The sequence below is a fragment of the Candidatus Bathyarchaeota archaeon genome, from assembly GCA_025059045.1.
Taxonomy (GTDB): Archaea; Thermoproteota; Bathyarchaeia; order Bathyarchaeales; family DTEX01; genus JANXEA01.
The window spans coordinates 55,108-80,145 of sequence record JANXEA010000014.1 but is presented as its reverse complement, the minus strand read 5'-3'; the positions used below and the strand labels follow the sequence as shown (position 1 = coordinate 80,145).

Annotated in this window: 24 protein-coding genes; 14 read left to right on the top strand and 10 right to left on the bottom strand. The window is 45.8% G+C overall.

What is annotated here, in order from left to right:
• Window positions 1–11: 11 nt before the first annotated feature.
• The 3 genes from ppsA to NZ952_05790 all read right to left on the bottom strand — a co-directional run bounded on the left by ppsA (window position 12) and on the right by NZ952_05790 (window position 3,571).
• On the bottom strand, window positions 12–2,411 hold the full coding sequence (ppsA, locus tag NZ952_05800; GenBank protein ID MCS7120698.1) for a phosphoenolpyruvate synthase: 2,400 nt from the start codon (window positions 2,409–2,411) through the stop codon (window positions 12–14).
• A gap of 5 nt (window positions 2,412–2,416) precedes the next feature.
• Entirely contained in the window at window positions 2,417–2,929 is a 513-nt protein-coding gene (locus NZ952_05795) for a 50S ribosomal protein L16 (protein ID MCS7120697.1), read from the bottom strand.
• Between the two features lie 72 nt (window positions 2,930–3,001).
• Window positions 3,002–3,571, bottom strand: coding sequence for a hypothetical protein (locus tag NZ952_05790; GenBank protein MCS7120696.1), 570 nt, complete (start codon window positions 3,569–3,571; stop codon window positions 3,002–3,004).
• Between the two features lie 288 nt (window positions 3,572–3,859).
• Between NZ952_05790 and NZ952_05785 the strand changes: the two genes are divergently transcribed.
• A complete protein-coding gene (locus NZ952_05785; GenBank protein MCS7120695.1) occupies window positions 3,860–5,020 on the top strand; it encodes an aldo/keto reductase in 1,161 nt (386 codons plus the stop codon).
• A 68-nt stretch (window positions 5,021–5,088) separates the two neighbouring features.
• Here NZ952_05785 and purB read toward each other — a convergent pair whose 3' ends face one another.
• Window positions 5,089–6,459, bottom strand: coding sequence for an adenylosuccinate lyase (gene purB, locus NZ952_05780; protein ID MCS7120694.1), 1,371 nt, complete (start codon window positions 6,457–6,459; stop codon window positions 5,089–5,091).
• A 159-nt stretch (window positions 6,460–6,618) separates the two neighbouring features.
• Between purB and NZ952_05775 the strand changes: the two genes are divergently transcribed.
• Window positions 6,619–7,686 carry a histone deacetylase gene (locus NZ952_05775; GenBank protein ID MCS7120693.1) on the top strand — a complete coding sequence of 356 codons (1,068 nt, stop codon included), beginning with the start codon at window positions 6,619–6,621 and terminating at the stop codon, window positions 7,684–7,686.
• A gap of 5 nt (window positions 7,687–7,691) precedes the next feature.
• Here NZ952_05775 and NZ952_05770 read toward each other — a convergent pair whose 3' ends face one another.
• The 5 genes from NZ952_05770 to NZ952_05750 all read right to left on the bottom strand — a co-directional run bounded on the left by NZ952_05770 (window position 7,692) and on the right by NZ952_05750 (window position 12,605).
• Window positions 7,692–7,874, bottom strand: a complete 183-nt coding sequence (locus NZ952_05770; GenBank protein ID MCS7120692.1) for a 4Fe-4S binding protein — start codon at window positions 7,872–7,874, stop codon at window positions 7,692–7,694.
• 102 nt (window positions 7,875–7,976) lie between these two features.
• Window positions 7,977–9,719: a hypothetical protein gene (locus NZ952_05765; protein MCS7120691.1), complete on the bottom strand. Its 1,743-nt coding sequence runs from the start codon at window positions 9,717–9,719 to the stop codon at window positions 7,977–7,979.
• Window positions 9,720–9,884: 165 nt separating this feature from the next.
• Complete coding sequence (locus NZ952_05760) at window positions 9,885–10,229, bottom strand: DUF2095 domain-containing protein (GenBank protein MCS7120690.1); 345 nt, start codon at window positions 10,227–10,229, stop codon at window positions 9,885–9,887.
• 44 nt (window positions 10,230–10,273) lie between these two features.
• Window positions 10,274–11,815, bottom strand: a complete 1,542-nt coding sequence (locus NZ952_05755; GenBank protein ID MCS7120689.1) for a radical SAM protein — start codon at window positions 11,813–11,815, stop codon at window positions 10,274–10,276.
• 151 nt (window positions 11,816–11,966) lie between these two features.
• Window positions 11,967–12,605 carry a 30S ribosomal protein S3ae gene (locus tag NZ952_05750; protein ID MCS7120688.1) on the bottom strand — a complete coding sequence of 213 codons (639 nt, stop codon included), beginning with the start codon at window positions 12,603–12,605 and terminating at the stop codon, window positions 11,967–11,969.
• A gap of 148 nt (window positions 12,606–12,753) precedes the next feature.
• On the opposite strand from NZ952_05750, the gene serS reads away from it, so the two are divergent.
• The 10 genes from serS (at window position 12,754) to NZ952_05700 (ending at window position 20,956) form a co-directional block, all read left to right on the top strand.
• Entirely contained in the window at window positions 12,754–14,040 is a 1,287-nt protein-coding gene (gene serS / locus NZ952_05745) for a serine--tRNA ligase (GenBank protein MCS7120687.1), read from the top strand.
• A gap of 252 nt (window positions 14,041–14,292) precedes the next feature.
• The gene (locus NZ952_05740) at window positions 14,293–14,931 is read left to right on the top strand and encodes a 30S ribosomal protein S5 (GenBank protein ID MCS7120686.1); all 639 of its coding nucleotides are present in this window, start codon (window positions 14,293–14,295) and stop codon (window positions 14,929–14,931) included.
• Between the two features lie 5 nt (window positions 14,932–14,936).
• A complete protein-coding gene (locus NZ952_05735; GenBank protein ID MCS7120685.1) occupies window positions 14,937–15,416 on the top strand; it encodes a 50S ribosomal protein L30 in 480 nt (159 codons plus the stop codon).
• A 13-nt stretch (window positions 15,417–15,429) separates the two neighbouring features.
• On the top strand, window positions 15,430–15,870 hold the full coding sequence (locus tag NZ952_05730) for a 50S ribosomal protein L15 (protein ID MCS7120684.1): 441 nt from the start codon (window positions 15,430–15,432) through the stop codon (window positions 15,868–15,870).
• A gap of 57 nt (window positions 15,871–15,927) precedes the next feature.
• Window positions 15,928–17,358, top strand: a complete 1,431-nt coding sequence (gene secY / locus NZ952_05725; GenBank protein ID MCS7120683.1) for a preprotein translocase subunit SecY — start codon at window positions 15,928–15,930, stop codon at window positions 17,356–17,358.
• A gap of 8 nt (window positions 17,359–17,366) precedes the next feature.
• Window positions 17,367–17,864, top strand: coding sequence for an EMC3/TMCO1 family protein (locus NZ952_05720; GenBank protein ID MCS7120682.1), 498 nt, complete (start codon window positions 17,367–17,369; stop codon window positions 17,862–17,864).
• Window positions 17,865–17,893: 29 nt separating this feature from the next.
• Window positions 17,894–18,523, top strand: coding sequence for a cytidylate kinase family protein (locus NZ952_05715; protein MCS7120681.1), 630 nt, complete (start codon window positions 17,894–17,896; stop codon window positions 18,521–18,523).
• A 65-nt stretch (window positions 18,524–18,588) separates the two neighbouring features.
• Complete coding sequence (locus tag NZ952_05710; protein MCS7120680.1) at window positions 18,589–18,873, top strand: hypothetical protein; 285 nt, start codon at window positions 18,589–18,591, stop codon at window positions 18,871–18,873.
• On the top strand, window positions 18,866–19,636 hold the full coding sequence (locus NZ952_05705; protein ID MCS7120679.1) for a lipoate--protein ligase family protein: 771 nt from the start codon (window positions 18,866–18,868) through the stop codon (window positions 19,634–19,636). The genes NZ952_05710 and NZ952_05705 overlap by 8 nt, the downstream gene beginning before the upstream one ends.
• 123 nt (window positions 19,637–19,759) lie before the next feature.
• Window positions 19,760–20,956, top strand: coding sequence for an NAD(P)/FAD-dependent oxidoreductase (locus NZ952_05700; GenBank protein MCS7120678.1), 1,197 nt, complete (start codon window positions 19,760–19,762; stop codon window positions 20,954–20,956).
• 62 nt (window positions 20,957–21,018) lie between these two features.
• On the opposite strand, the gene NZ952_05695 is transcribed toward NZ952_05700, so the two are convergent.
• The gene (locus tag NZ952_05695) at window positions 21,019–22,896 is read right to left on the bottom strand and encodes an aldehyde ferredoxin oxidoreductase (GenBank protein MCS7120677.1); all 1,878 of its coding nucleotides are present in this window, start codon (window positions 22,894–22,896) and stop codon (window positions 21,019–21,021) included.
• 73 nt (window positions 22,897–22,969) lie between these two features.
• On the opposite strand from NZ952_05695, the gene NZ952_05690 reads away from it, so the two are divergent.
• Window positions 22,970–24,109, top strand: coding sequence for a mandelate racemase/muconate lactonizing enzyme family protein (locus NZ952_05690; GenBank protein ID MCS7120676.1), 1,140 nt, complete (start codon window positions 22,970–22,972; stop codon window positions 24,107–24,109).
• Window positions 24,097–25,032, top strand: coding sequence for a transaldolase (locus NZ952_05685; protein ID MCS7120675.1), 936 nt, complete (start codon window positions 24,097–24,099; stop codon window positions 25,030–25,032). Before NZ952_05690 ends, NZ952_05685 begins: the two co-directional genes overlap by 13 nt.
• Window positions 25,033–25,038 lie beyond the last annotated feature (6 nt).

Below are 25,038 nucleotides of genomic sequence, written 5' to 3'. Positions count from 1 at the left end.
GTTTTTCGGGATTATTCAGAATCATCTAATGGAATATCTAGGTCGGGGTCTTCCCGCGGCCCTTTTCCAGTGGCTTTCTCCAGCAATATTTTTTGTTCAATCATGGCGACGAGTTTCCGTGTTGAGACGACGACGTCAGGATTAACTGAGATGCTGTCGATGCCGCTGCGGACCAAGAACTCCGTAAACTCTGGGTATACGCTTGGCGCCTGTCCGCATATGCTAACAGTCTTTCCGTCGCGGTGGGCGAGCTTTATGAGAAGCCTGATCGCACGTTTGACGGCTAGATTTCTCTCGTCAAATAGGTGCGCGACATTTTCGTTATCCCTGTCGCATCCAAGCACCGTCATTGTTAGGTCGTTGCTTCCAATGCTGTAGCCGTCTACATACTTATTGAACTTGTCGGCTATGAGACAGTTGCTAGGTATCTCAGCCATCAGCCAAACTTTGAAGTCTGGTCCACGTTTAAGGCCCTGCTCCTCGAAGATCTGGTTGATCTTTTCCATCTCCTCAGGTGTTCTGCAGAATGGAATCATCACCCAAAGGTTCTTGAGGCCGAACTCTTCTCTAACCTTCTTGACCGCTTGGACCTCAAGCTTGAAGGCTTCAACGTATTTGGGATCATAGTATCGCGATGCGCCTCTCCATCCCATGAGGGCTGAAGGTTCTATTGGCTCATATTTGTCTCCGCCCTTCAGCTCTCTATATTCGGATGACTTGAAGTCGCTGAAACGCATTATTACTGGACGCGGATAAAATGCTGCACATATCTTGCGAAAAGCTTCTGCAAGCCCATTTACCACCTTCTCAGGATGGCCTGTCTCAATTAGGTATAATGGGTGCTCGCCTATCTCGCTTGTCCAGACGAATTCCTGTCTCAGAAGGCCTACACCATCAGCGGGCAGGGCTGCCACCTTCTCAGCAATCTCAGGCTCTCCAAGGTTGACGTAGATCTTCGTCCCTGTCACTACATATGGTTCCGCGACCGCGACGGCTGCAGTAGGCGCGGCTCTCGCTTCAGAAACCTCTTCTAGCACACCCTCGTATACGACTCCTAGCTTCGCGTCGACGGTGACCATTGCTCCGTCTGGCAGATACTCGGTTGCGGGTTTCCCTTTGGAAGATGTGCCCACAATGCATGGTATGCCAAGTTCACGGGAAACTATTGCCGCATGGCATGTCATCCCACCAGAGTTAGTCACTATAGCCGCTGCTTTTCTCATTGCTGGAACCCAGTCGGGTGCAGTCATCTCGGTTACCAGTATCTCGCCCTTCTGGAACTCATTGATCTTGTCTACTGTCGGTATTATATGCACCTTACCGACAGCGATGCCGGGTGAGGCTGGTAATCCTTGGACCAGCACTTTCCTCTCTTTTGTAGGGACAATCTCCGCTGGTTTAGCCTCAGCAGCCGCTTTAAGTGCCCATACAGTCTCAGGTCTAGCCTGGAGAATGAACAGTTTGTTTGTTCTCTCGTCGAGAGCCCACTCAATATCCATCGGCTTTTTATAGTGCTCTTCTATAGCAATCGCGTACTTTGCCAATTCTTTTATCTGTTCGTCTGTTAGAACCTGCTTGTTCTGAAGTTCAGGTGGCACAGGCTGTTTCTCTGTTCCGCCTTTTGGAAGCCTGACGAGCTGAACAGTCTTCGTCGGTACATTCTTCTTCACGATCTCGAGATCGCTCTTTCTGACGTAGTATTCGTCGGGGGTGATTGTTCCCTGCACGATGAATTCTCCTAGGCCGTATCCGGCTTCTATTAGGACTACGCTTTTATCTCCGCTTGCCACGTCGAGGGTGAATATTACGCCGCTGGCCTTACTGTAAACCATCAGCTGGACGATGCTGCTCAAGGCTACGGCCATATGATCGAATCCCTTCTGGATTCTGTAGAATATCGCCCTATCAGTGAAGAGGCTGGCAAAGCATTCTTTTATCTTCTCGACAACCATTTCCGGCGTGTGAACATTAAGGTAGGTTTCCTGTTGACCGGCAAAGCTAGCGTCCGGCAAGTCCTCAGCCGTGGCTGAGCTTCGAACAGCGACGAATGGATCTTCCTCGCCGATCCTCTTGGCCAACTGCTTGTATGCTTTTACTATCTCTTTCTCGATCTCCTCGGGCATCTTGGCAGTAGCAATCATCTTCCTAATCTTTGCGCCTACTTTTTGGAGGGTAGCTGTGTCATTCGGATCCTTTAATTCTTTTAATGCTTCAGCTATCTTCTCATCGAGCCCATTTACTTTTATGTAGTGCCTGTATGCTTCGGCAGTCGTTGCGAATCCATATGGAACCGGGACCCCGGTTCTTCTGGTCATCTCTCCGAGGCTAGCGCTCTTGCCTCCTACTAGAGGCACATCCTCCATCCCGATCTCGTCGAACCAGAGAACATATTTTCCTTTCTTTTCTGACATGGCTTTCACCCAGATATAGCATCTTTTTCCAATTTTTCAACAACTATTCTATAAGTTAAGGGAAGTTTGGCGGAGGCTCTTCTTAATGCCTCCTTCGCTGCCTCCACTCCGTTATCTCTGACCTGAACGGTGATTACGGGCTGATTGGGCTCCACCCTAGCCGCTCTACCTATCGGCTTTCCAAAGGCCTTTGTCATCCCCTGCTGTAGTCTATCTGCATGCGCACCGAATATCATCTTGTTCTCTCTGAGAACAACGTGCGGCAGTGGGAGAACTCTCATGTAGAAGCTGTTGCCCAGCTTCTCTTGTAAGTAACGGTTTGAGGCAACTCTAGCCGCCTCTAGGGCGTTGTGGCGGATTTGAACCCTGTTTTCTGAGAGAAGTGTGACCTGATAGGTGTAGTCGCCGTTTGGGTCGCCCATAGTGAACCTTGTAATCTTAGGCTGTGGAGCCCCGTGTATATATTCTACTCTCGTGTACGGTGCGCCCTTGACCTCTCTATAGTTGCGTGCCTTCATTGCCCATTCCTCTCAGCATACAAACAGGAGAGATATTTAAAATCTTCGTTTTCAGCTCCCTACAATTGATTACTATTCTCTTAGAGGCTTATTTCTGAACCAGATTTTTACCAGATCATCGTAATTTGGAAACACATCCCTGAGGATTGGAATGTATATCTCTATCTCCTCATCACTCATGTACTGAAACTGATACTCCCCAAGATATGGTGACGGCTTACCTATTCGTGTTATAAATTCAATGTGCATCAACGGGTCACCCCTCTTAATGGTTATGGGCGACCGGTCATTTGAGAGGTTAACGAGTTCCAGGGCCAGCCTCCCAACAAACCCGCTGTGAACCTTCGCTGCATTTAGAAAAGATAAGCCCGCCCTCCCATACTTGCTCTTGGCTGTTAGATGAGCGACGTAATTTGGAGGCGTGAAAACTATCTCCTTCGATATTAGATTCTTATGTTCAAGATACTGGAGCGTCGTCTCCTCTTTGACGGTTAAGACATAGCCATCCCCGTCTAAAAGGCTCATGTCAAATGGGTAAACGCATTTGTACCTCTCAATCAGCTCTATAAGTTTATCTTTGCCAATTATGCACATGGCACTTCCCTTTAAAGGAAGCAGTTCGAAGAGAATTCTATACTTCAACTTAAAAATCTATCTAAAAATCCTCACTCCAGCACGCTCATGCCCCAAGTATAGTTCGAATCATTTTAAACCCTGCCCGTTTAAAATGAACACGAGCACCCTGTCAAAAATTTCGTTATAATGGTCGCTTTCTCTTCCTTACGATTATGTTTCCATTATGGTTGCAGACATTTCAAAGCCTGTCTCTACAAGTTAGCATATTTCCTCAACTGCAGGGGCGACTTTTGCAATGTTTTAAGAATACATATAAGTGATAGAAAACTTAAGATTGGTTTTTGAGTGGTGGGCTTGAGGTATAGAAGGTTTGGCAGATTAAACTGGATGGTCTCTGTGCTTGGTTTTGGAGCCATGAGGCTGCCTATACTTGACGGCGACCCTAGCAAGGTGAATGAGCCTGAAGCTATAAGGATGATTAGGTATGCCATTGACCATGGCGTGAATTATGTTGACACCGCATATCCATATCATGGCGGGAATAGTGAGGTTGTTGTTGGAAAGGCTTTGATGGACGGTTACCGAGAGAGGGTTAAAGTCGCGACAAAAATGCCGATGGGCAGGATTAATAAACGTGAGGAGTTAGACCAGATTTTCAATGAACAGCTGAGGAGACTGCAGCTGGACCATATTGACTTCTATCTTCTTCATGGGCTTAATAGGGAAAACTGGCGGAAAACCATAGACTTAAATGTGCTGGACTGGGCTGAACAACAGATCAAGGAAGGTAAGATCGGATATTTTGGGTTTAGTTTTCACGACGAGTTCGAAGTCTTCAAGGAGATAATTGACGGCTACAGCAAGTGGACATTTTGCCAAATACAGTACAATTATATTGATGTTGAGAGCAGCCGACGGACACCCGGAACCAAGGGGCTAAAATACGCTGCATCAAGAGGTCTCGCAATCGTGATTATGGAGCCCATAAGAGGGGGATTACTAGCTGTTACACCGCCAAAGGAGGTTCAAGAGATATGGCTTAACGCCGAAATAAAGAGGTCGCCGGCTGAATGGGCTATCCTATGGGTCTGGAACCATCCCGAAGTCTCCGTCGCATTAAGTGGTATGAGCACAATGGAGCAGGTCACAGAGAATATTCAGATTGCAGACCGCTCAGCCCCAAACATTCTCAAGCCTAAGGAGCTGGAAATAATCGCTGAGGTTAGAGAAAGATACCTCCGATACGGCTTTGTTGGTTGCACCGGATGCCAGTACTGTACCCCATGCCCACAAGGTGTCAGTATACCTAGCATCCTAGCCATCTATAATGAGGTCTTAAGATCCAATGATAGCCAAATGCCTGGAGTAATAGAACGATACAATGCATCAATACCGCCGGAGAATAGAGCCGATAGATGCGTTAAATGCGGTTTATGTGAGAGGAAATGCCCGCAAAACCTGCCGATCCGAAGGCTTCTCTCACAGATCCAATGGATCCTTAGGATGCCATCCTAAAAACTAATCCCTCATAAAGGAGGCGGCGGATTCTAACGGCATGCCGTATAGGTTTCCAAAGCATTCTTTTATGCCTCTAATCCCCTCTCCCTTCTCTCCGCCAATGTTTTCTCTATTGCTTTTTCAACCTGCATAACAGATGTTCCAAGGTAATTCATGGGATCAAGTGCCTCTTCTATTTCTTCAGGTGACAGGCGACTGCGCACCTCCTCATCCTGCAATAGAACCTGCTCTAGACTTGTCTTCTCCGCTATACTCTTAAAGGTTAGTCTGCGGACCAGTTCATGCGCCTTCTGCCTATCCATACCCTTCCTCACAAGAGCCATCAAAACCGACTCGGACATAGTTCTGCCCTCAGTAATGTCAATATTCCTCCTCATTCTATCCTCATCAACGCGAAGACCTGAAATAATTTTGATCATCAGATGCAGCATGTAATCGGTAATGATGCAGGCTTCAGGTATTATGAACCTCTCAGCAGAGGACTGGGTGAGGTCTCTTTCATGCCATGTAACCACATTCTCCAAGGCAGGTATAACCAGCCCCCGCATGACCTTTGCAAGTCCGCATATCCTCTCACATAGTTCAGGATTCCTCTTGTGGGGCATAGCTGAACTGCCAACCTGTCTCTCCTCCTCAAATGGCTCAAAAACCTCGGCTATCTCGGTCCGCTGGAGCTCTCGGATCTCGGTTGCAAACTTGTCAAGTGTTGAGGCTATGTTTGCCAGGAGTAAGATGAGCTCGGCGTGACGGTCTCTCTGGACAATCTGCGTTGAAACTTCAACAGAACTCAATCCCAGCCTCTCCATTACAAGCCTCTGGATCTCCATTGCATGAGGGCCGAATCCAGCCTGCGTCCCAACAGCACCGGTCATCTTGCCTACAAGAACCCTCCTCTTGCATTCCATGAGCCTCTGTATGTGCCTCGATACCTCTCTCATCCATACGGCGAGCTTAAGCCCAAAAGTGATTGGCAGAGCATGTTGACCATGTGTTCTACCCATCATGACAGTGCGCTTATATCGGTCAGCCGCCTTAACTAAGACAAGTTCTAGATCGTCAAGCTTCTTACCTATAATGTTTATAGCATCCCTTAGCTGAAGCGCCCTCGCAGTATCAACAATGTCATAGCTTGTTGCCCCAAGATGAATATATGCGCCGCTAGGCCCGCAAACCTCTGCAAAGGCACGTACAACCGACATTATGTCATGTTTAATCTCCTTCTCAATCTCCTTAATCCTCTCGAGCTTCACGAATTTAGTTGAAGCCATTTCGACAATTTTCTCAACGTCTTCACGTGGAATCGTTCCAACCTGCCCATGCGCCCATGCAAGGGCGGCTTCCACATCAAGTAGCTTTTGGACGTAATTCTCCTCCTCGAAAACCGAAATCATCTCCGGTGTCCCATATCGCCCAGTGTCAATTGGTAAGACGGGCATACAATATCACCAAGCCTAATTTAAACTCAAATACTAAGATGCCCATATAAAATATTAATCCCTTTCATCGTTCCCACAAACGTTAGACTCCACCACAATATTTGAGAAAAATAATTTAATGGGTGACCGAAACATCTATCAATCTTAAAGGAACACAAAATGAGGGTTACATCAATCATTTACGACGGGAAATACGTTGAACATAAGACGAGCCTTGGGCATCCTGAATCCCCGGAAAGATTAAGAGCGATCGAAAATGGTCTAAAGACGGCCAACATTTTAGGGGCAGAAACAATCCAAGTCATCAAGCCGCGATACGCTAGCATAGAGGATCTTCAATTAATCCATACCTCTGATTATGTAGAGTATGTTAAACAGTTATCTATGTCAGGCGGCGGCATCCTTGACCAGGAGACGGAGACAATCGTCTCCCCTGAAACCTTCAATGTTGCAAGGTTGGCGGCTGGAGGTGCATTAGAGGCTGTTGACATGGTAATGAGGGGAGACGCTCGCAATGCCTTTGTGATCTCAAGACCGCCCGGGCATCATGCTGGACGAAACTATGGCCTAGGGTTCTGCATATTCAATAATGTCGCCATAGCCGCCGCCCACCTCTTAAGAAACTTCGGCCTAACCAGAGTCTTGATTGTCGACATTGATGCACATCATGGAAATGGGACCCAAGAGGTTTTCTATAACACGGACAATGTTCTCTACCTCAGTCTTCATCAAGACCCAGGCCGATTTCCAGGCGTAGGCTTCTTGGAGGAAGTTGGAGAGGGAAAAGGAATCGGATACAACGTGAACATTCCGCTCCCATTCGGAACAGGAGACCTCGTTTACTGGAAAGCATTCAAGACGGTTGTCGCCCCCATAGCTATACAGTATGAGCCGCAGTTTATCCTGGTATCCGCGGGTTTTGACAGCTACTACAGGGACAGAATTGGTGAGCTATCTTTGTCAGCCCAAATTTTTCCGAAACTTTTTCAATTTTTAATGGAATTGGCTGAGAGGTTTTGCTCGGGAAGGCTTGTGGCGGTTCTAGAGGGGGGATATACATTATCCTTTTTAAGGAGAATCGTTCCAGCGGTTATTTCAAGAATGTGCGGGCTGTGGATGAATATTCGGGAGTCACGTCCACCAATAAACCCGCAAACACAGAGAAAAGCTGAAAAAATTTTGGAGGATGTTAAAAAGGTTCAGTCAAGGTTCTGGAAGATGGAGTAAGGCGCTTACTCAATCACTTGTATCGCGTTCTCAGGACACTGAGTTTCACAGGCCCTACATATTAAGCATTCATCAACCTTTACTGGAACAGATTTTCCATTTCTGATTTCATAGACTCCGACTGGACACGTGTCTACACATGTTCCGCAGCCAGTGCATTTTTCAGCATCAACCTTAATCTCAACCATCTTCTGCCACCTTTTAGGTCTGATGTCAATCTATACGCCGAAATAAAAACTTTTTGTGGAGATATCCATTAATTTTAGTTAATCTTCAATTACCATTCTCTTCTAAGCCATCATCTCACGAAATCTTAATAAGACATCCTCTATTGCCTGTTCAGCCCTTTCCCTTATTCTCATATACTCGGATACCAGTTTGCGTCGCTCCTCAGAGGAAATCTCTCCTCTCATAAATTGTTTCTCAACGTTCTCAATATTCTTGTTCATAGCCTCAATTTCGGCCTCCGCCCTGTCAATTCGTTTCAACCCCTCTACAAACGGACCGCCCGCCATCTCAACTTCTCTTCGCAACCTAGAAAGATCCCTTTGAACTTTCGAGAGTTGCTCATCATAAGAGCTCCTCTGCAACCTATACTTTCTTCTAGAAATTTTACCCTTCTCAGACTGCCTCTCCAACGATTCAAGCTCAGCCCTAAGTCTTATCTTCTCCTCATAAGTCTCAACGAATCCTCTCAAAGATTCCTTGGAAATCGACACCTTAACAGTGGCGATGGTGTGAGATACCCTATATAGACCGAATAATAAACATGCAAATATCGCCGCTACGCCTGTCCAGAGTGTAGGTCTAAAGGACGCCCAAAAGATCGAATATGCATAGGAAATACGGAAAAACCGTTCAAAGGATATCGTTACATTCTCAGCGGCGAATTCGATTTCAGGAATAAAAGACCATTGTCTCAGTTTTATGGGCCCCATTGGTGAAATGGTCGAATTCAAATATTGAGCCCCCTCTGGAAGTAGGACGGTCACTGAGAATCTATCAATTATCCATTCAGCCGGCCTGATCATAGTGACATTCAAAACGTACTCCTGCCATCCCAGCCTTGAAATATATAGATCGGATGGAAGCTGATATGATATCAAAATTTTCAGCACCCTATCTTTTTCTAACGTCTCCGTCAGCCTTATATCAACTTCAATATACTCTTCGGAATCTTTTTGGGAGATTTTAGACTGAGGAATCGCACCGTATATGTCCTCTGCATATATACTCGTGGCATTCTTAGGTATGGTGAAAGAGATTGACGAGAAGTCAGCTCCCCGGTTAAATATTCTATAAATGTCCGTTACAGTCAACTTGCCTAATGGATCCACCGTCACAGTTCTGCGTAGTTCATCAATATCCAACAATTTGTATCGTGTTGACGTGAATTCTAAGTAGAGGGATTCATCTGTGAGGGCGCTGAGTGGTGTTATCTCTCGAGATAATATCTTATGCTCATCATCTTCAGCTATAGTAAATGATTCCGGAGCATATAGTATGCTGGTTTCTGAGGGAAGTAGGACGGTCAAACTGCATGAAGCAGCTTCTGTTTGAAGAATCGGGTAGAGAGAAATGTTTAGGGAATACCATGATTGATTATATATTATCAGGTCCTTAAATATGGATGTTACAGTGAAAGAGTAAGCGCCTCCGCGGCTTACATCAATTGGCTTGGAAAATGAGATACGCAGCCAGAAATATTCGTCGCCAACAATCACATCCAATCCAAGTTTTCCCTTGGTGTCGTTTGAGAAGGCTTGGAGAAGATTTCGCGCGTAAACGCTGCTGAATCCATATTGGAAATTGGATATCTGGGCGATGTCTTGATTCGGATTAGTGGACAATGTGAATATGTCCTTAACTATTAACGCGCCCCCATTCTCTACAATTATAACTCTGCCAATTCTGATGGAGGGGTATTCCGTGTTCTGGTTTGCGGGAGAACAATGGAAAAATTGTGAGAGGAATGTTATGAAGATAAATGATGCGAGAGTCAGGCGGGATAAGGTCGGCAACATTTTATTCAAATCTCTTCATCCTCTTCATTGAAGCGTTTTATAGGGTTCTATCTTCGTCTTCTGCTTTTTTAAGCTTACTCGTTCAATCAAAGCGATATTGATTTGAATTTTTTTTGTAGGGTGATGTATGCTGGGAAGACCCGAGGATAGCTGATCTAACCCTTTAAAACTCGCTTAGTAGCCTGCTTTTTTCAAGTAGTAATCATTTTCTTTTTTGGGACCAAAGCTTCTGACACCTCTTTCTTTGAGCTGCTTTCTCAACCTCTCAGCATACTCCTCACTGATTTCCTTTTTTATCTCTAGATAGGATATTATTTCCTCGGCTTGCTTCTCGTTGTCGCATCTTCTAAGAAAATCGATAACATCTGGGTCATAGCCCTCAAACATTCGGGAAGGAGCATTTTCCGCAACTTCATTATTGAATTTGACTGACGTTATGGTGACAGAATGCTCGCCCTTCTCCATCTCTTCGGCCAGATGTGGAAACATTTTCTTGAATCTCTCTTTTTCTATTCTCATTCTTTCATCTTCTCATCAATTATAGAGAGCAGTCTCTACGCCTTTTATTTAACAATATTTGCGCCCACATTAATGTTCTTCCATGGAATATACTCGTCAATATTCCTGTCACGTAAATATTTTTCTAAATTTATTCCACAAGTCTTCAAGGATCTTCTCCAAGCGCCCAGTCCGCCGCCATATCTAGCAACGAGCTCCACCACATCACCTAGCCTACGATCGCCTAGGCTGAGGAGAGACTGGATCTGGGCATAACGTGGATCCAAACACTCAATTGTGATGCGCCTGTCACCCCTCAGCTTCGCTCTCAACAGTCTCAAAACGCTTCTTGTATACGCAACGGACGGAGGATTTTCGTTCTGAAAAGGTGTATGAGGCTTCGGGATCAATGGGTTAATGCTTATGTGAACCGCTTTTGGACCGTAACCAGCATCTGCAATCTTCTTAGAGAGTTCAGCAATAGCTTCAACGTCTTCCCTCTCCTCAGACGGCAATCCTATAATGAAGTATAGCTTTAAACGTCTGATTTCATGGCGCAGCAATATTTTTACGGCATCTACCATATCCGCTTCACTCATTCTCTTGCCTATTATCTCCTGCATTTTAGGCGTAGCCGCGTCTGGCGCAAGTGTTACATTTCGCTGCTGACCCTTTCTAAGAATCTTGGCCAAATGTTCTGTAACATTCTCAGGACGTATGGAGGGGAGAGCAAGTCTAAGCCCAGAAGATACAATGTAGTCGCAGAGATCCTCCAAATATTTATAATTGAATATGCTGGCTCCGATCAATGAGACTTTGTCTACAGGAGTGCGGCGTATCCCCTCTTCTATTATTTCCTCCACCTTCTCTAGGCTTCTTTCCCTTTGAGGAAAGCTTATGTGGCTGTAAAGGCAAAACCTGCAAAATCGGCTGCAGCCTCTTATAGGCTCGATTGCGAAGGATTTTCCGAAAACTGTCATGTAAGGGCTCTTTTCATTCACAATGGGTATTTGCTGTTCAATAGGAAAGAAAGCGCTATTAAAATCTCGGCACCACACCCTATCAGTTTGGTTTGAAATCTCGGGCACATATACGCCCTTTATATCCGCTAATTCTTCGACGCCGCTTTTCGTGTCTTTCCAGGACTCTATTCTATCAATAAGTATGTCGATTACGGGCTCAGCCTCGCCTATTAGGAAGAGGTCGAAGAATTCTGCAAGCGGCTCCGGATTAGAAGTTGCGCAAGGTCCGCCTCCGATTATAATTGGGTCAGTAGCGGATCTCCTATTCCGGCGTGGCTGAATTGACGATTCAATGAGCATGCGAATGACGTTTGGATAATCCTCCTCATATTGCAGGGTAAATGCGATTACATCGAATTTTTTGAGGGGTTGATTTGATTCTAGGCTTCTAATAGGCTCATCTGATGTAGGCATGAAGAACCTTTCGCATAACACATCCTCTCGGCTATTTATCAACCCATACAGCAACCTAACTGTCAGTCCACTCATTCCCGCCCTATACACGTTTGGGTAGCATAGAGCAATCTTCAGGTCAACCTTTCTCCAGTCCTTCTTTACAACATTAAGCTCAGGCACAGAGTTCATTATCCCAGCAACCAATCCCTATACGAGTTGAATAACATGGCCGATTAATAAGATAGTGGGCCTAGGATAGTTTCGCTCCCTAAAAACAAAGAAGATATTATTAAATATACTCATTACCTACTGATTTAAAATGATGAGTGCTTCCCTATCTTTATTCAACTGCCTCAGCATGCGCCTCCGCAACTAATTCGATCTTCCTCTCAGGCTCTAATGATGGTTTAGAGATAAGCTTAGATTTTCTAATACCGACATGGCGGAGAGGCGCTATCTTTTTAGCCTCATTATAGATGTCTGATGCCATTTTTCCTAAGACAGCTTCATGAACAAACTGATCAAAGCCGAGCGAAACTGCCTTCTCTTCTATAATTCTTCTCATAATTATGCGTATCTCTCTTTCTTGCGAGGTTTTTATTCTACTTAGCGTGAATGCGCATGCCGAAACTCTCAGTCTATAACCGTCCTTCGTGGTTACATTGAGGATGCCGTCAACACGCGTTGTCTTCCTTCTAACCAAGCTTCTAAGGTAATCTCTTGAATACTCATGCCCCTTGAAGATTGTGAAGGCCTGTTTACCCTCAACCGAAACTATCTGGAAATACATCTTCAAATATTGATGGGCAAAATCTTCAGTGATGTCATACAGGGTGCACTCTACAACTCTGCCTATCAGCTTTTCAGGCTCGTCGCTAGGTATTAAACCGACCTCAACATTTCCAAAGTATGGCGGGGTGAGTACCGTATACCACTTCTTGTTACGCCATTTGTCCTTAACTTGTCCTCTTTTGGACATTTATGGCCTCCGAAGAGACTTACATATTTGTCAAGGCTGGAGTATTAAAATGTTTAGGATGAATAAGTTGGCGGGCCAATATGACAGGTCAAGATATATACGGCTTCGATTCTTTTCTCCTTTGTAAATCTACAAGAGATGGTGTGAGATGATTGATGTGAAGCTTATCAGGACTTCGCCTGAGCTCGTAAGAGCGAATTTGATGAGGAGAAATGACCCTGAGAAACTGCGCCTGCTAGACGAGTTCATAGAACGCGATAGAGAATGGAGATCCCTCCAGACTGAGATCAACGAGCTAAGAAGAAGAAGGAACATACTTGACCAGCAGATCGCAAAGTTAAAGAAAGAGGGGGGCGACTTCACTCAGCTTCTCAAGGAAGCAGACATGATCCAAGACAGGATAAAGGAACTCAACACTCGCGTTGAGGAAACAAAGCGAGAGTCAAGATACTTGCTTATGCGTATTCCAAACCTACTTCATGAGTCAGTTCCCTTCGGCAAAGATGAAACCGAGAACGTGGAGATTCGACGTTGGGGGTCGCCTCCTAAATTCGACTTCGAACCTAAGAATCACTTAGAAATAGCGAAGGGCCTGGGCTTGATCGATGAGGAAAGAGCCAATAAGGTTGCTGGTACAGGATTCTACTACTTGAAGGATGAATTGGTGCTGTTGGATCTTGCAATCCAAAAATTTGCAATAGATTTCTTGATGGCTCGCGGATACACTTTGATCGAGCCTCCCTACATGCTTAGAAGGGAACCTTATGAGGGGGTTACAGACCTTTCAGACTTTGAAACGGTAATGTATAAGATAGAAGGTGAGGATCACTACCTCATCGCAACCAGCGAACACCCAATCGCAGCAATGTATATGAATGAGACTTTAGACATGGATGAGCTGCCCAAAAAGTTCGTCGGGATCAGCACGAATTTCAGAAAGGAAATAGGGGCGCATGGAAAATACACTAAAGGATTGTTTCGAATGCACCAGTTCAACAAGATCGAGCAGTTCATCTTCTGCCTACCAGAGCAGTCTTGGGAACTTCACGAGGAACTCCAGCGGAACTGTGAGGAGCTATACCAGAAACTCGGGCTCTGTTACAGAGTTGTTAACACATGCACCGGGGATATTGGGTCGGTGGCCGCGAAGAAGTATGACGTTGAGGTTTGGATGGCAGATGGAAAGTTTAGAGAATCCGGCTCTAACTCCAACTGCACAGACTACCAAGCGAGACGCTTGAATATAAAATATAGAGAGGGGCCGGGCAAACCGCCCAAAGGGTTCGTGCACACATTGAATAGCACGGCATTAGCAACAAGCCGAACGATGATGGCCATTCTCGAGCAGTATCAATTAAGGGATGGTTCAGTAATTGTTCCAGAAGTTCTAAGACCGTACATGAATGGAATAGAAATTCTTAAGAGGAAAAAGTGAATGACTACCTTCTACGGAGGGCCGCGAAAGAATCCTATACCCTCTGTTTTCCCTCAGAAAGTTCGGTAAATAGTTAACATTCTTCGGAGAAATCTTTTCTCCCAAAGAAAAATTGTAGATGTTCCCCATCGCATAATAATTAGATAAGTTTAAATTTATAATTCACGTTGATTCAGTAAAAATTTAGGTCAACCATCGGTAAAAGTCAAAATGGTTAAGCAGGTTAGGTGACGTACAGCCTGGGTGAAAGTCTTGATTAGAAGCGAGGAAAAGACGGAGAGACTTGAAGAATGGGTTCCGCGTACTAGACTTGGAAGACTAGTTCTGGAGGGTAAGATCTCTTCGCTTGAGGACCTATTCGCTGAAGGACAGATGATCCGTGAACCCCAAATTGTCGATCTTCTTGTTCCCAATCTGGAGGAAGAAGTTATAAATGTAAGCCTCGTCCAAAAACAGACTGATGCAGGTGAAAAATCAAGGTTTAAGGCGGTCGTCGCCGTGGGGAATGGTAACGGCTGTATTGGATTGGGCTTTGGAAAAGCGGAGCAGGTTCGCACCGCAATAGAGAATGCGGCTAAGGATGCGAGGCTCAACATAACCATCGTAAGAAGAGGATGTGGGAGCTGGGAATGCGGATGTGGGCAACCCCACTCACTCATGTTTGAAACCTCTGGCAAATGTGGCGGTGTAAAGATTAGAATAATACCTGGACCTAGAGGCCTTGGGCTCGTAGCAAGCGAAACTGCCAAGGTGATTCTCAGGCTTGCAGGGATAAAAGACTGCTGGACTAGGAGCTATGGATCAACGAAGACAATTCCATCCTTTGCCTATGCAGTCTTTGATGCGCTGAAGAAGACATACAGCGTAGTCACTCCAACGGATTGGGTGTGATCGAATTGGAGAAGGGCCAACGATGCATAGCAGTGGTCAGAGTTCGCGGTCAAGGCGATGTGAGAGGTGAGATAGAGGATACGATGAGAATGCTTAATCTTAACCGCATCTATCATGCAACGATAATCGATGATAGGCCTTCATATCTTGGAATGCTTCATAAGGCCCAAAACTATATTACATGGGGAGAAGTTTCCAAGGAGACGCTTTCCCTGCTTCTGAGCCGGAGAGGTAGAACATTGGGGAACAGGAAGTTGACTGACGAATTCCTGAAGACTATGGGTTACAATTCTATTGAAGATCTTGCTGAAGACATTTACAGTTTGAAAGTTGAATTTAGAAAGCTTGAGAAGGTTAAACCTATATTTCGTCTTCATCCGCCAAGGAAGGGGATGCGGAGCTCAGTAAAAAAGAGCTGGAAGAGCGGAGGAGCAACTGGATATAGAGGTGAAGCCATAAACGATTTGCTCAAGAGGATGATGTAGAGGGGGAAAGTCTTTGCCGCATAAGTTGCGTAAGATTAGGAAGATGCGTGGATCCAGAACATGCGGGTATGGGAGAGTGGGGCAGCATAGAAAAAGCGGGTCAAAGGGGCAGCGGAGGGTCGGAAGGCACAAACATGGATGGAGCTACATACTGAGATATGAACCAGATTATTTCAAGAAAAAGAAGCTGAAATCATTAAAGAAAATTGAGGAGAAAGTGTTAAGTTTAGATGACCTCCAAGAGATTGCGTCTAGGGTTCTGCCTAAAAGAGCATCGGGGGTCATCATTGATCTTGAGGATATGGGCTACACTAAACTCTTAGGCGAGGGAAAAATCACTCTGCCAATAACAGTTAAGATACCTTCCTGCTCTAAAACAGCACTAAAAAAGATAGAGGAGGCGGGCGGTAAAGTATTAACAGACATTGAACAAAACCTTGACGCAGGCGGATAATTACTCGGCAGAGATTTTTAGCAATAACGAGTGTAAAGAATTGTGTGAGGGGAAAAATTGACTAGCAAGTTCCTAAACGCTTTCAGGCCCCTCATAGTTTTGGTTCCGGAGGTTAAAGCGCCCGAGAGAAGGGTGGGTCTCACCGAGAAAATACTGTGGACGGCGCTTGCGGTAATAATATACCTTATTATGAGCGAAGTTCCGCTTTATGGTTTATCCGGCGCGACAGGTGAAGGTCTCATCTACTATAGGGTGATATTCGCCTCAACTAGAGGAACATTAATGGAGCTTGGGATCGGCCCCATCGTAACTGCGGGTCTCATACTACAAATGTTAGCCGGATCGGGCATCATAAATGTTGACTTTTCAAACCCGGAGGACCGCTCCCTATTCACTGGTGCAAGCAAAGTCTTCTCCCTATTCTTCACAGCATTTCAGGCCTCAGCCTACCTATTGGGCGGTTTCTACGGCACCCTAAACCAAAAGCAGGCAATCGTAATCTTCTTCCAACTGCTATTCGCTGGGCTAATCCTAATGCTGCTAGACGAAATGATCCAGAAAGGTTGGGGTATTGGAAGCGGAATCAGCCTCTTCATACTCGCTGGTGTGGCCCAGAGAATAATGCTTGACTCCTTCTCGATAATAGAGGTTGGCGGAACAGAAGAGCCGGTCAGACGATACGGCATCATATCGGCTCTGATACAATCATTGGTAACGGGTGGGTCCCTTCAGCACCTCGTTCTCAGCCCCAGCGGTTACCCCAGCATAGTAGGCCTACTAACAACTGTAGGTATCTTCCTCTTTGTTATATACGCGCAGGGTATAAGGGTTGAACTTCCTATAGCTCACGCCTCATTCCGAGGCTTCAGAGGGAGATACCCAATCAGCCTACTCTATGTTTCAAACCTTCCAGTCATCTTCGCATCAGCCCTCTTCGGAAACATCTACGTCTGGTCCCAGCTCCTTTGGAGCCACTTCAGGGACAGCGAGTGGGCACCATTAATCAACGTGCTGGGCAAGTTCACAATTAAGGATGGAGACCTAATTCCCACAGACGGCCTTGCATATTATGTCACAGCGCCGACACGTGGCTTCCTAGAAGTAATTGAGAATCCACTTAGATACATCGTATACGCAATCTTCTTAATCGCCTTCTGCATACTATTCTCATACATATGGCTTCAGGTAGGAGGCATAGATCCGAGAACAATCGCAAAGCAGCTTGTAGATTCGGGGATGCAGATACCAGGATTCAGGCGATCGGACAGAACAGTGGAGGTCGTACTAAAGCGGTATATTCCAACAGTGACTATATTGGGCGGATTGATCGTTGGGTTGCTGGCCGCCTTAGCCGACTTCTTCGGCGCTTTCGGCACTGGGACGGGGATACTGCTCTCCGTTGGGATAGTCTATCAAATCTACCAGCAGCTAATGAGGGAGCAGATTGAAGAGATGTATCCGGTCCTGAGAAGATTCTTAGGTGGCTGAGATAAGATATGTCGATAGCAGAGCAGATACTTATCCCGCCGTTTTCAACATTGCTTATACTCGGCGTGACTTTTCTCCTCTTCCTAATCACGATGCTGGTGAATCGAGCGCTCATGAATCCCAAACAGTTAGCAGCGTGGCAGGATGAGATTAACAGGTTTAACGCAGAAAAAGAGAGGGCTAAGAAGACTGGGGACAAGAAACTCATGTCAAAAGTTAAGAAACAGGAGAAAATTATCAATCAGATAGAGTCGAGAAGGCTTAAGCGTCAGATCATAGGATCCATGACGCTCGCATCGTTATATCTTAGCGCATGGTTCCTTCTTTTTTCCATTTATGGCACAGTCGGCGTTGCCTATGTTCCATTCTGGGTTCCCTTCATAAGCCCCTTCCCACCCTACCCATTGCAGCTATTTCTCTGGTATATTATATGCTCCTACTTTTCAAGTTCCATATTGAGCCGGATCTTTGGTCTTAGAACAGGGCTAAGCATGCAGCCAAGATAATTAGATTGACACTTCAAAGGGGTGAGAGTTTGACACAAGATATGCCGGGTCCATGCGTAAGAAAGCAGATGGTTATTTGTATATGCGGACTAGCCGGATCTGGGAAGAGTACGGTTGCAAAGAGGCTTGCAAAACATTATGGGCTCAAGTATTACTCTGGCGGTGACGCATTAAAGGCGATAGCGGCTGAAATGGGTTATAAGGTGACCCGCAGAGGTTGGTGGGAGAGCTCAGAGGGAATAAGGTTCATCGATGAGAGACAAAGAAACCTAAATCTCGACAGGAAAGTCGATGAGAAACTGCTAGAGTGGGCTCGTCTGGGCGGAGTTGTGCTGGACAGTTGGGCCATGCCATGGCTTGTAAAAGACGGGTTCAAAGTTTGGCTGGAAGCCTCGGAAGAGGAAAGAGCCAGACGCATAGCGATAAGGGATGGTATAAGCGTTGAAGAAGCATTGAAGTTTCTCCGCGAGAAAGAGGAGAAGACCCGAGCAATTTACAAGGAACTCTACGGGTTCAGTCTCGGAGAAGACTTTACTCCCTTCCACCTAATAATAGATGTGGAATCGCTGAGCAAGAATGAAGTCTTTCAGGCAATCCGTATGGTCATCGACGATCTAGTTCTGAGGCGCAGGCAAGAAAAGCCAGACATCCGCGTATAAAATCGTGGTCTTATTGAAAAGTATATATATGCTATGCCGCTAGAGCGTTAGGGAGGTGACTGCTTATGGGAAAAGCTGAATACAAGGTTTCAGGAGGAAAGCTTATCAGGGTCAAAGTAAGAAAAAAAGACGGCCTGATAGAGGAGATAAAGATCACAGGAGATTTTTTCATGCATCCGGAGGATGCCATAGAGATTTTGGAAGAGAAAATCAGATATCAACCCTTGGTGGAATCAAGCATTGCAAAAGCAATAGCAGAATTCTTAGAGACCAGTAAGGTTACATTGTTAGGCGCATCCCCTGAAGATCTTGCAAAATGCATAGTTATGGCTGGTGAAGAAGATGGCTGATAGTTGGCGTCTGCTCGATACAGGTTTGAATGATGCATTCACAAATATGGCTCTGGATGAGGCTATAGCGATTGCTAGGTCAATGAACAGGGTTCCGAATACCGTTAGGTTCTTCAGATGGGAGCCCCCAGCCGTCTCGATAGGCTACTTCCAAAGTATGGAGGAAGAAGTGAACATAGCGGCATGCGATGAAAGAGGGATCAACTATGTTAGGCGGAGGACGGGTGGAGGAGCCGTATATCATGATCGGGACGGCGAATTAACCTATAGCATAATAGTGAATGAGGATCATAGATTGATCTCCGGGGACTTCATAAAAACCTATGAGACCCTCTGTTCGGGGCTGACAGCTGGCTTAAGGCTTCTCGGGATCCCTGCAGAGTTCAAACCGATAAACGACATTGTTGTTCAGGGAAAAAAGATCTCTGGAAACGCTCAGACCAGAAGCATGAATGTTGTCCACCAGCATGGAACAATCCTAAGGGACGTCGACCCAAAACTTATGTTTACGGTTCTAAGAGTTCCAAGCGAAAAGATTCGGGACAAAATGATTAAGGCTGTCGAGGAAAGGGTCACATCCGTAAATGGATTTTTAGGAAGAGACGTGAGCTTCGAAGAGCTTAAGCGTGCTCTCATAAATGGGTTTGAGTCTTCTTTAGGGATCAGGTTAATCGAAGGTGAAGTATCAGATTTCGAGTGGCAACTAGCCTGTAAACTTCGATCGGATAAATATGCGACTAGGGAATGGAACTTTAAAAGATGATAATCAACGGCTCTTCTGCTCTTCTTAAACTAACCTCAAAGACCGCGGCAACTCCTCATACTGACTGTTCTACGCCAACCAAAAAATAACCGCATATAGCCTCATGTGGCTGAGGAAATAACCATGCGGTCCGAGTCAACAGACATCCTAATTATCGGGGCTGGCCCTGCTGGTTTAATCTCCGCATGTGAAGCGCTAAAAATAGGCGGGGCTGAGATAATAATTGTAGAGGAGCATGAGCAGATTGGTATCCCATGCCACTGCGCGGGTTTACTCAGCATATCAGGCCTTCAGAGGATAGGGCTATCTGAGACTGGAGATTATATCCAAAATTCAATTAGAGGCGCGCGTTTCTTTTCGCCCTCTGGGCTATCATTTCAGATAGAAAGAGATGAACCTATCGCATATGTTATTGAACGGAGTATGTTTGACGAATATCTTGCGACGAAGGCCCGTAACTCTGGTGCACACATCTACTTAGGTGTGAAAGTGAACTCCATCCAGAGGGAGGGTGGTGAATCTCTCGCGTACTACGATGAGGGGTTCATAAGGGCTAAGGTGGTAATAGATGCAGGTGGAACATCATCACTTATGCTTAGATTGTCAGGGCTTGAGACACTTAACATAGATGATCTTATACCGGGAATTCAAATGGATTTAGGCGGAATTGACGTTGAGCCGGAATACGTTGAGATACATGTCAGTAAGAAGATTGCCCCCTCATTTTTTGCATGGGTTATCCCTTTAACAAGAAAGGTCGCTAGAGTCGGCTTAGCATGCAAAGGAGGAAACCCTAAACTGTATCTAGAAAGGTTTGTCGAGAAACGTTTCGGAGATCTAAGGAACCTTGAAGTTATCAAGACCCGCTCAGGCCGTGTTGTGACATGCGGGCCAATCAAAAAAACTTATGATGACGGTCTACTAATCGTTGGGGATGCAGCTGGGCAGGTTAAGCCTACAACGGGAGGCGGAGTAATCCTCGGTGGAATCTGCGCTAGGATTGCTGGCAGAGTTGCGGTTGAAGCGGTTAATCGGGGAGATTTCAGCGGCGAATATTTGAGGGTTTATGAAGAACTTTGGAGAAGAGAGGTTGGAAAAGAGCTTAGTATAGGATATGCTGCCAGACGAGTGCTGAATCATCTCTCAGACGAGGTAATTGACAAAATATTCAAGATAATTGCCGAAGACGAAACGCTTCAAGAGTTGATCTCAGCCGAAGGCGATATGGATTTCCAAAGCAAAATTCTTTGGAAGATTGCGGCAAGGAGAGAGATACTCTCAATTCTCTCTTCAGCAATTAGATCCATTATTCACTTCTAAGCAACTACACTTAAATTTGCGGCCTATGCAAGTTGCCTACAATGTATTTTTTTATTGATTCATCATGATCCGTATAGACCCATCATCTCGAGTTTCTTGCTGACCTCGATTAGGCCTAAGCGCTCCAGCTCTTCTCCTTTCGGAACCCCGTTCTCATCCCACCCTACCTCCTCGTAATACTCCATTCTCATTTCTTCAAACCTTTTACGGTCAATTTTTCTTCCTGAGCACGGACCAGACTGCAACGGCTCGTAGAATCTCGGTGGGTTATCGTCATGGATCTTTGGATCCCATCTTAGGTCGGGTCCCCCTATCAATAGCGCTGCCCTCTGGATGTGAAGAATGCGTCGAGCCATAGTCCCAAACCACTCCTGGGGCTCGATTCTCCAACCAGTGACAGATTCATAGAAATTCCAAACAATCTCCTCTGGCAAACCAAATGTGTTGAACACGCATAGGACAGCTGAGTCGGAAAATATCATTCTAAATTCGCTGTTAGGATGATTCAGTGGCAGATAAGCGGTTGAAGAGTGATCTCCTCCCTGAACAGAGCATGCATATGAAATTTCAATCGGATAATCTTTTCCGCTCCTTATCCCATGAGCGCCTATGGCTATTCCCTTTTCGACAATCGCGTAGGAGGAAAGATCAACCCCCTTTATCTTACCCAATGCCTTTGCTGCTCGATATGTGCCCTCAGCGAGTATATCTCCAACACCTTTCCTAAAAGCGATATCTCTCAGCAGCGCCGCGAACGCATCTGTTTTCCCCCATCTGAGATCGATGCCTCCCAGATCATCCTTAGTCAATATTCCTCTTTGATAGAGTTCAGCTGCGAAGCCTAGTGCATTGCCAGCCTGTATCCCGCAGAAGCCTAGGTCGTCTATAAGTGAAACTAAATAAACATTGTCTTCCGGTCTGAATATGCCGAGATTCGGTCCGGCATAGGCCTGCAGTTCATAATCGGGGTTATCAGTGACCGCCCCCTTATACTGTCCTGTCTTAATATAAGCGATTTTAAGGCATGTTAATGGGCATCCGAAGTCGCCCCAGTAACGTTTAATCCAAAGCCTATCTTCAAACTCGGTGACCCCGAAGCTCTTTTCATCATGCCACTCATCTTGCCAATTTCTCACCGGCTCCGAGCTCTGCCTCGCCCCAACCTCATACCCTGCACTCCCCGTACCCCATCTCCTCATCCTAACATTTCTCATCAGGATTTTCGAAGATTCTTCGATGAGTCCCCTAACCCTCTCAATATCCTCTACATCGGGAAGGGGGCCTGACCCTTTAGCAACTATAGCCTTAAGGTTTTTTGAACCCATAACCGCTCCATATCCTCCATATCCTGCGGCATGCGTCCACTTAGTGCATACGGCGGCCAGCCTAGACATTTTCTCGCCTGCAGGACCTATGTAGATGACCGCCGGCTCTTTCGCCAGTCCCCTTCTTTCCATTCTTTTTCCGATTCTCTCCCTCACTTCCCTACTTAATATCGCTACAGTTTCCTTGCCGCCCCTTCCCCAAACATGAGCCGCATCCACTATCTCGAGTTCTTGATCTGTGACTAGGAGGTAAACTGGCTTTTCGGAACCGCCTTTGACGATTATGCCGTCGAACCCAGCGCATTTCAATTCTATGGGGAATTCACCGCCTAACGTTGAGCCGACGATGCCATTGCTCTGCGGAGACTTTCCGGATATGCATATCCTCGCCCCAAGAAAGAAGCCACTAAGGGGGCCTGTGAGTGCGAGGAGGATGTTTTCTGGACCCAGTGGGTCAATCTCCTCCCATCTCTCTCCGAGCTGATCCCAAAGGATCTTTGCGGCTAATCCTCTCCCGCCAATATATTGTCTTAGGATATCATCGCCAAAACTGGTCTCCTTGATGCTGTTGCTTGAAAGGTCAACTTCGAGAATTTTTCCAGCATAACCACGCATTTCGCTTGCACCTACATACCAAAAAAGCACTTAAGCGCCTATTAAGGTTTAGTAAGTGAGGTGCACATACGAAATGGAGATTAAGAGTGTAAGGAGCATCCTCCTCTCATGCCCTATCCCTGAAAACCTCAGATGGAAGCATCCGCTTGGTGGAACAGTCTCGAAAAGAACATGTGCCATTATATCTGTGGAGACAGATGAGGGTGTGGAGGGAATCGGAGAGGCCTCAGGCCCACCAAGCGTCATATCCGCCGTTGTCGATAAAGTGTTTAAGCCAATAATTGTAGGCGAAGATCCATGTCGAGTAGAGAGTTTATGGGAGAAAATGTATAGATTCTCTCAGTATTGCGGTAGGAGAGGTGTGGTTATCGGTGCTATAAGCGGGATCGAGATAGCGCTTTTAGACATTCTCGGCAAGTCAAAGCGTACCCCCGCTTATCAATTTTTAGGAGGTCTGGTTCGAGATAAAGTGAGGGTTTATGCAAGCGCCGGGATGTGGAAAAGTCCAGGAGAAGTTGCGAAAGAAGCTGCTGAGTATGTGAATCAGGGTTTTACAGCCATTAAGATTAGGGCTGGATTATCTCCTGAAGAAGATGTGGAATTAGTTAGGGCTGTAAGGGATGCTGTTGGATATGGGGTTGACTTGATGGTTGATGAGGGAAAGAGCTATAGCGAGCCATGGACCCTCAAGAAGGTGATAAGGCTAGCAAAAGAGATGGAAAGGTATGAAGTCTACTTCTTAGAGGAGCCCCTGCCCCCGGACGATCTGGATGGATATAGGAAATTATGCTCATCTGTTGATTTGCCAATAGCGACTGGAGAGAACGAGTTCACTAGATATGGATTTAAAGAGTTATTGGTTAATAACGCTGCGGATATCATTCAGCCAGATGTCACACATGCTGGTGGGCTTCTGGAATGCAAGAAGATCGCGGCTATGGCTTCGGTCTGGAATGTGCCGGTTATACCGCATTGCTTCAGCAGCTCAGTGTCATTAGCTGCAACCATCCATTTCTCGGCATCCACATCCAATTGCCCGATTGTTGAGTATGATTGCACATTTAACCCGCTGATGAGTAACCTTACATCGAGACCAATAACTGTTGAGGATGGATACATCAAGGTTCCTGATAAGCCGGGTCTAGGGATAGAGCTGGAAGACGCTTTCATAAAAACCTATGAGTATAAGGGTCAGGATTTATGGATGATTTAGGTGAATACATTGGGAAGGGAGAAGAAGATTTGAAAATCTTCATAGACACGGCTGAGATAGAGGAAATCAGGAAGGCTGTGGCTTGGGGGGTGATTGATGGGGCGACAACCAACCCCACACTCATCAAGAAAGCTGTTGAGAATAGGAAAGGAAAAATCGCGGTGGAAGAATATATCAAGGAAATCTTGAGAACTGTTCCAGGTCCAGTAAGTCTCGAGGTGACGGCGACAAGGGCTGAGGAAATGATCAACCAGGCAAGAATATTATATGAGAAATTCAGTCCATACGGACATGTAGTCATAAAGATACCCATTAATCCAGGTCTTCAAGATGAGGATCTTGATTTCGACGGGTTAATTGCTATAAGAGAGCTCAGCAAAATGAGTATACCTACAAATTGCACTTTGATCATGACTCCTGAACAGGCGATACTTGCAGCAAAGGCAGGCGCAACCTACGCAAGCCCATTTGCGGGGAGAATCGACGACTATATCCGCAAAAAAATGGGTCTGGATTTCAAGAAAGAAGATTATTTCGACCATGAGACAGTAAAAGCTTTTAGGATGAAAAAGGTGGGCGAGCGTCTCAAAATTTTTGGGTCCCCAGCAGAGGCCCTAGGAGACAAAGAGGTTAGAAGACTTATTGATGAGACCCAGGATAACGGTGTTCTAGGCAGCGTTGATCTAGTAGCAAAGATCGTCAAGATATATAGAAATTATGGCTACAAGACGCAAGTGATAGCGGCGAGCATGAGAAATGCGAGGCAAGTGAGAGAGATGGCTGAAATAGGAGTCGACGTTGTAACACTTCCATTCTATGTGATAAGAGATATGGTTAGGCATTACAAGACGTTTGAGGGAATGAGAGCCTTCATGGCTGATGTTGTCCCCCAGTACTTAGAAATTTTTAAGGACGATACTTGAGGAGAT

Excerpts from the sequence above, each read along its gene's own strand:
- NZ952_05770 (MCS7120692.1), bottom strand. The coding sequence starts at position 7,874 with ATGGTTGAGATTAAGGTTGATGCTGAAAAATGCACTGGCTGCGGAACA.
- NZ952_05775 (MCS7120693.1), top strand. The coding sequence starts at position 6,619 with ATGAGGGTTACATCAATCATTTACGACGGGAAATACGTTGAACATAAG.
- NZ952_05700 (MCS7120678.1), top strand. The coding sequence starts at position 19,760 with ATGCGGTCCGAGTCAACAGACATCCTAATTATCGGGGCTGGCCCTGCT.
- NZ952_05690 (MCS7120676.1), top strand. The coding sequence starts at position 22,970 with ATGGAGATTAAGAGTGTAAGGAGCATCCTCCTCTCATGCCCTATCCCT.
- NZ952_05705 (MCS7120679.1), top strand. The coding sequence starts at position 18,866 with ATGGCTGATAGTTGGCGTCTGCTCGATACAGGTTTGAATGATGCATTC.
- NZ952_05750 (MCS7120688.1), bottom strand. The coding sequence starts at position 12,605 with ATGTCCAAAAGAGGACAAGTTAAGGACAAATGGCGTAACAAGAAGTGG.
- NZ952_05685 (MCS7120675.1), top strand. The coding sequence starts at position 24,097 with ATGGATGATTTAGGTGAATACATTGGGAAGGGAGAAGAAGATTTGAAA.
- NZ952_05695 (MCS7120677.1), bottom strand. The coding sequence starts at position 22,896 with ATGCGTGGTTATGCTGGAAAAATTCTCGAAGTTGACCTTTCAAGCAAC.
- NZ952_05755 (MCS7120689.1), bottom strand. The coding sequence starts at position 11,815 with ATGAACTCTGTGCCTGAGCTTAATGTTGTAAAGAAGGACTGGAGAAAG.
- purB (MCS7120694.1), bottom strand. The coding sequence starts at position 6,459 with ATGCCCGTCTTACCAATTGACACTGGGCGATATGGGACACCGGAGATG.
- NZ952_05795 (MCS7120697.1), bottom strand. The coding sequence starts at position 2,929 with ATGAAGGCACGCAACTATAGAGAGGTCAAGGGCGCACCGTACACGAGA.
- ppsA (MCS7120698.1), bottom strand. The coding sequence starts at position 2,411 with ATGTCAGAAAAGAAAGGAAAATATGTTCTCTGGTTCGACGAGATCGGG.
- NZ952_05710 (MCS7120680.1), top strand. The coding sequence starts at position 18,589 with ATGGGAAAAGCTGAATACAAGGTTTCAGGAGGAAAGCTTATCAGGGTC.
- NZ952_05760 (MCS7120690.1), bottom strand. The coding sequence starts at position 10,229 with ATGAGAATAGAAAAAGAGAGATTCAAGAAAATGTTTCCACATCTGGCC.
- NZ952_05720 (MCS7120682.1), top strand. The coding sequence starts at position 17,367 with ATGTCGATAGCAGAGCAGATACTTATCCCGCCGTTTTCAACATTGCTT.
- serS (MCS7120687.1), top strand. The coding sequence starts at position 12,754 with ATGATTGATGTGAAGCTTATCAGGACTTCGCCTGAGCTCGTAAGAGCG.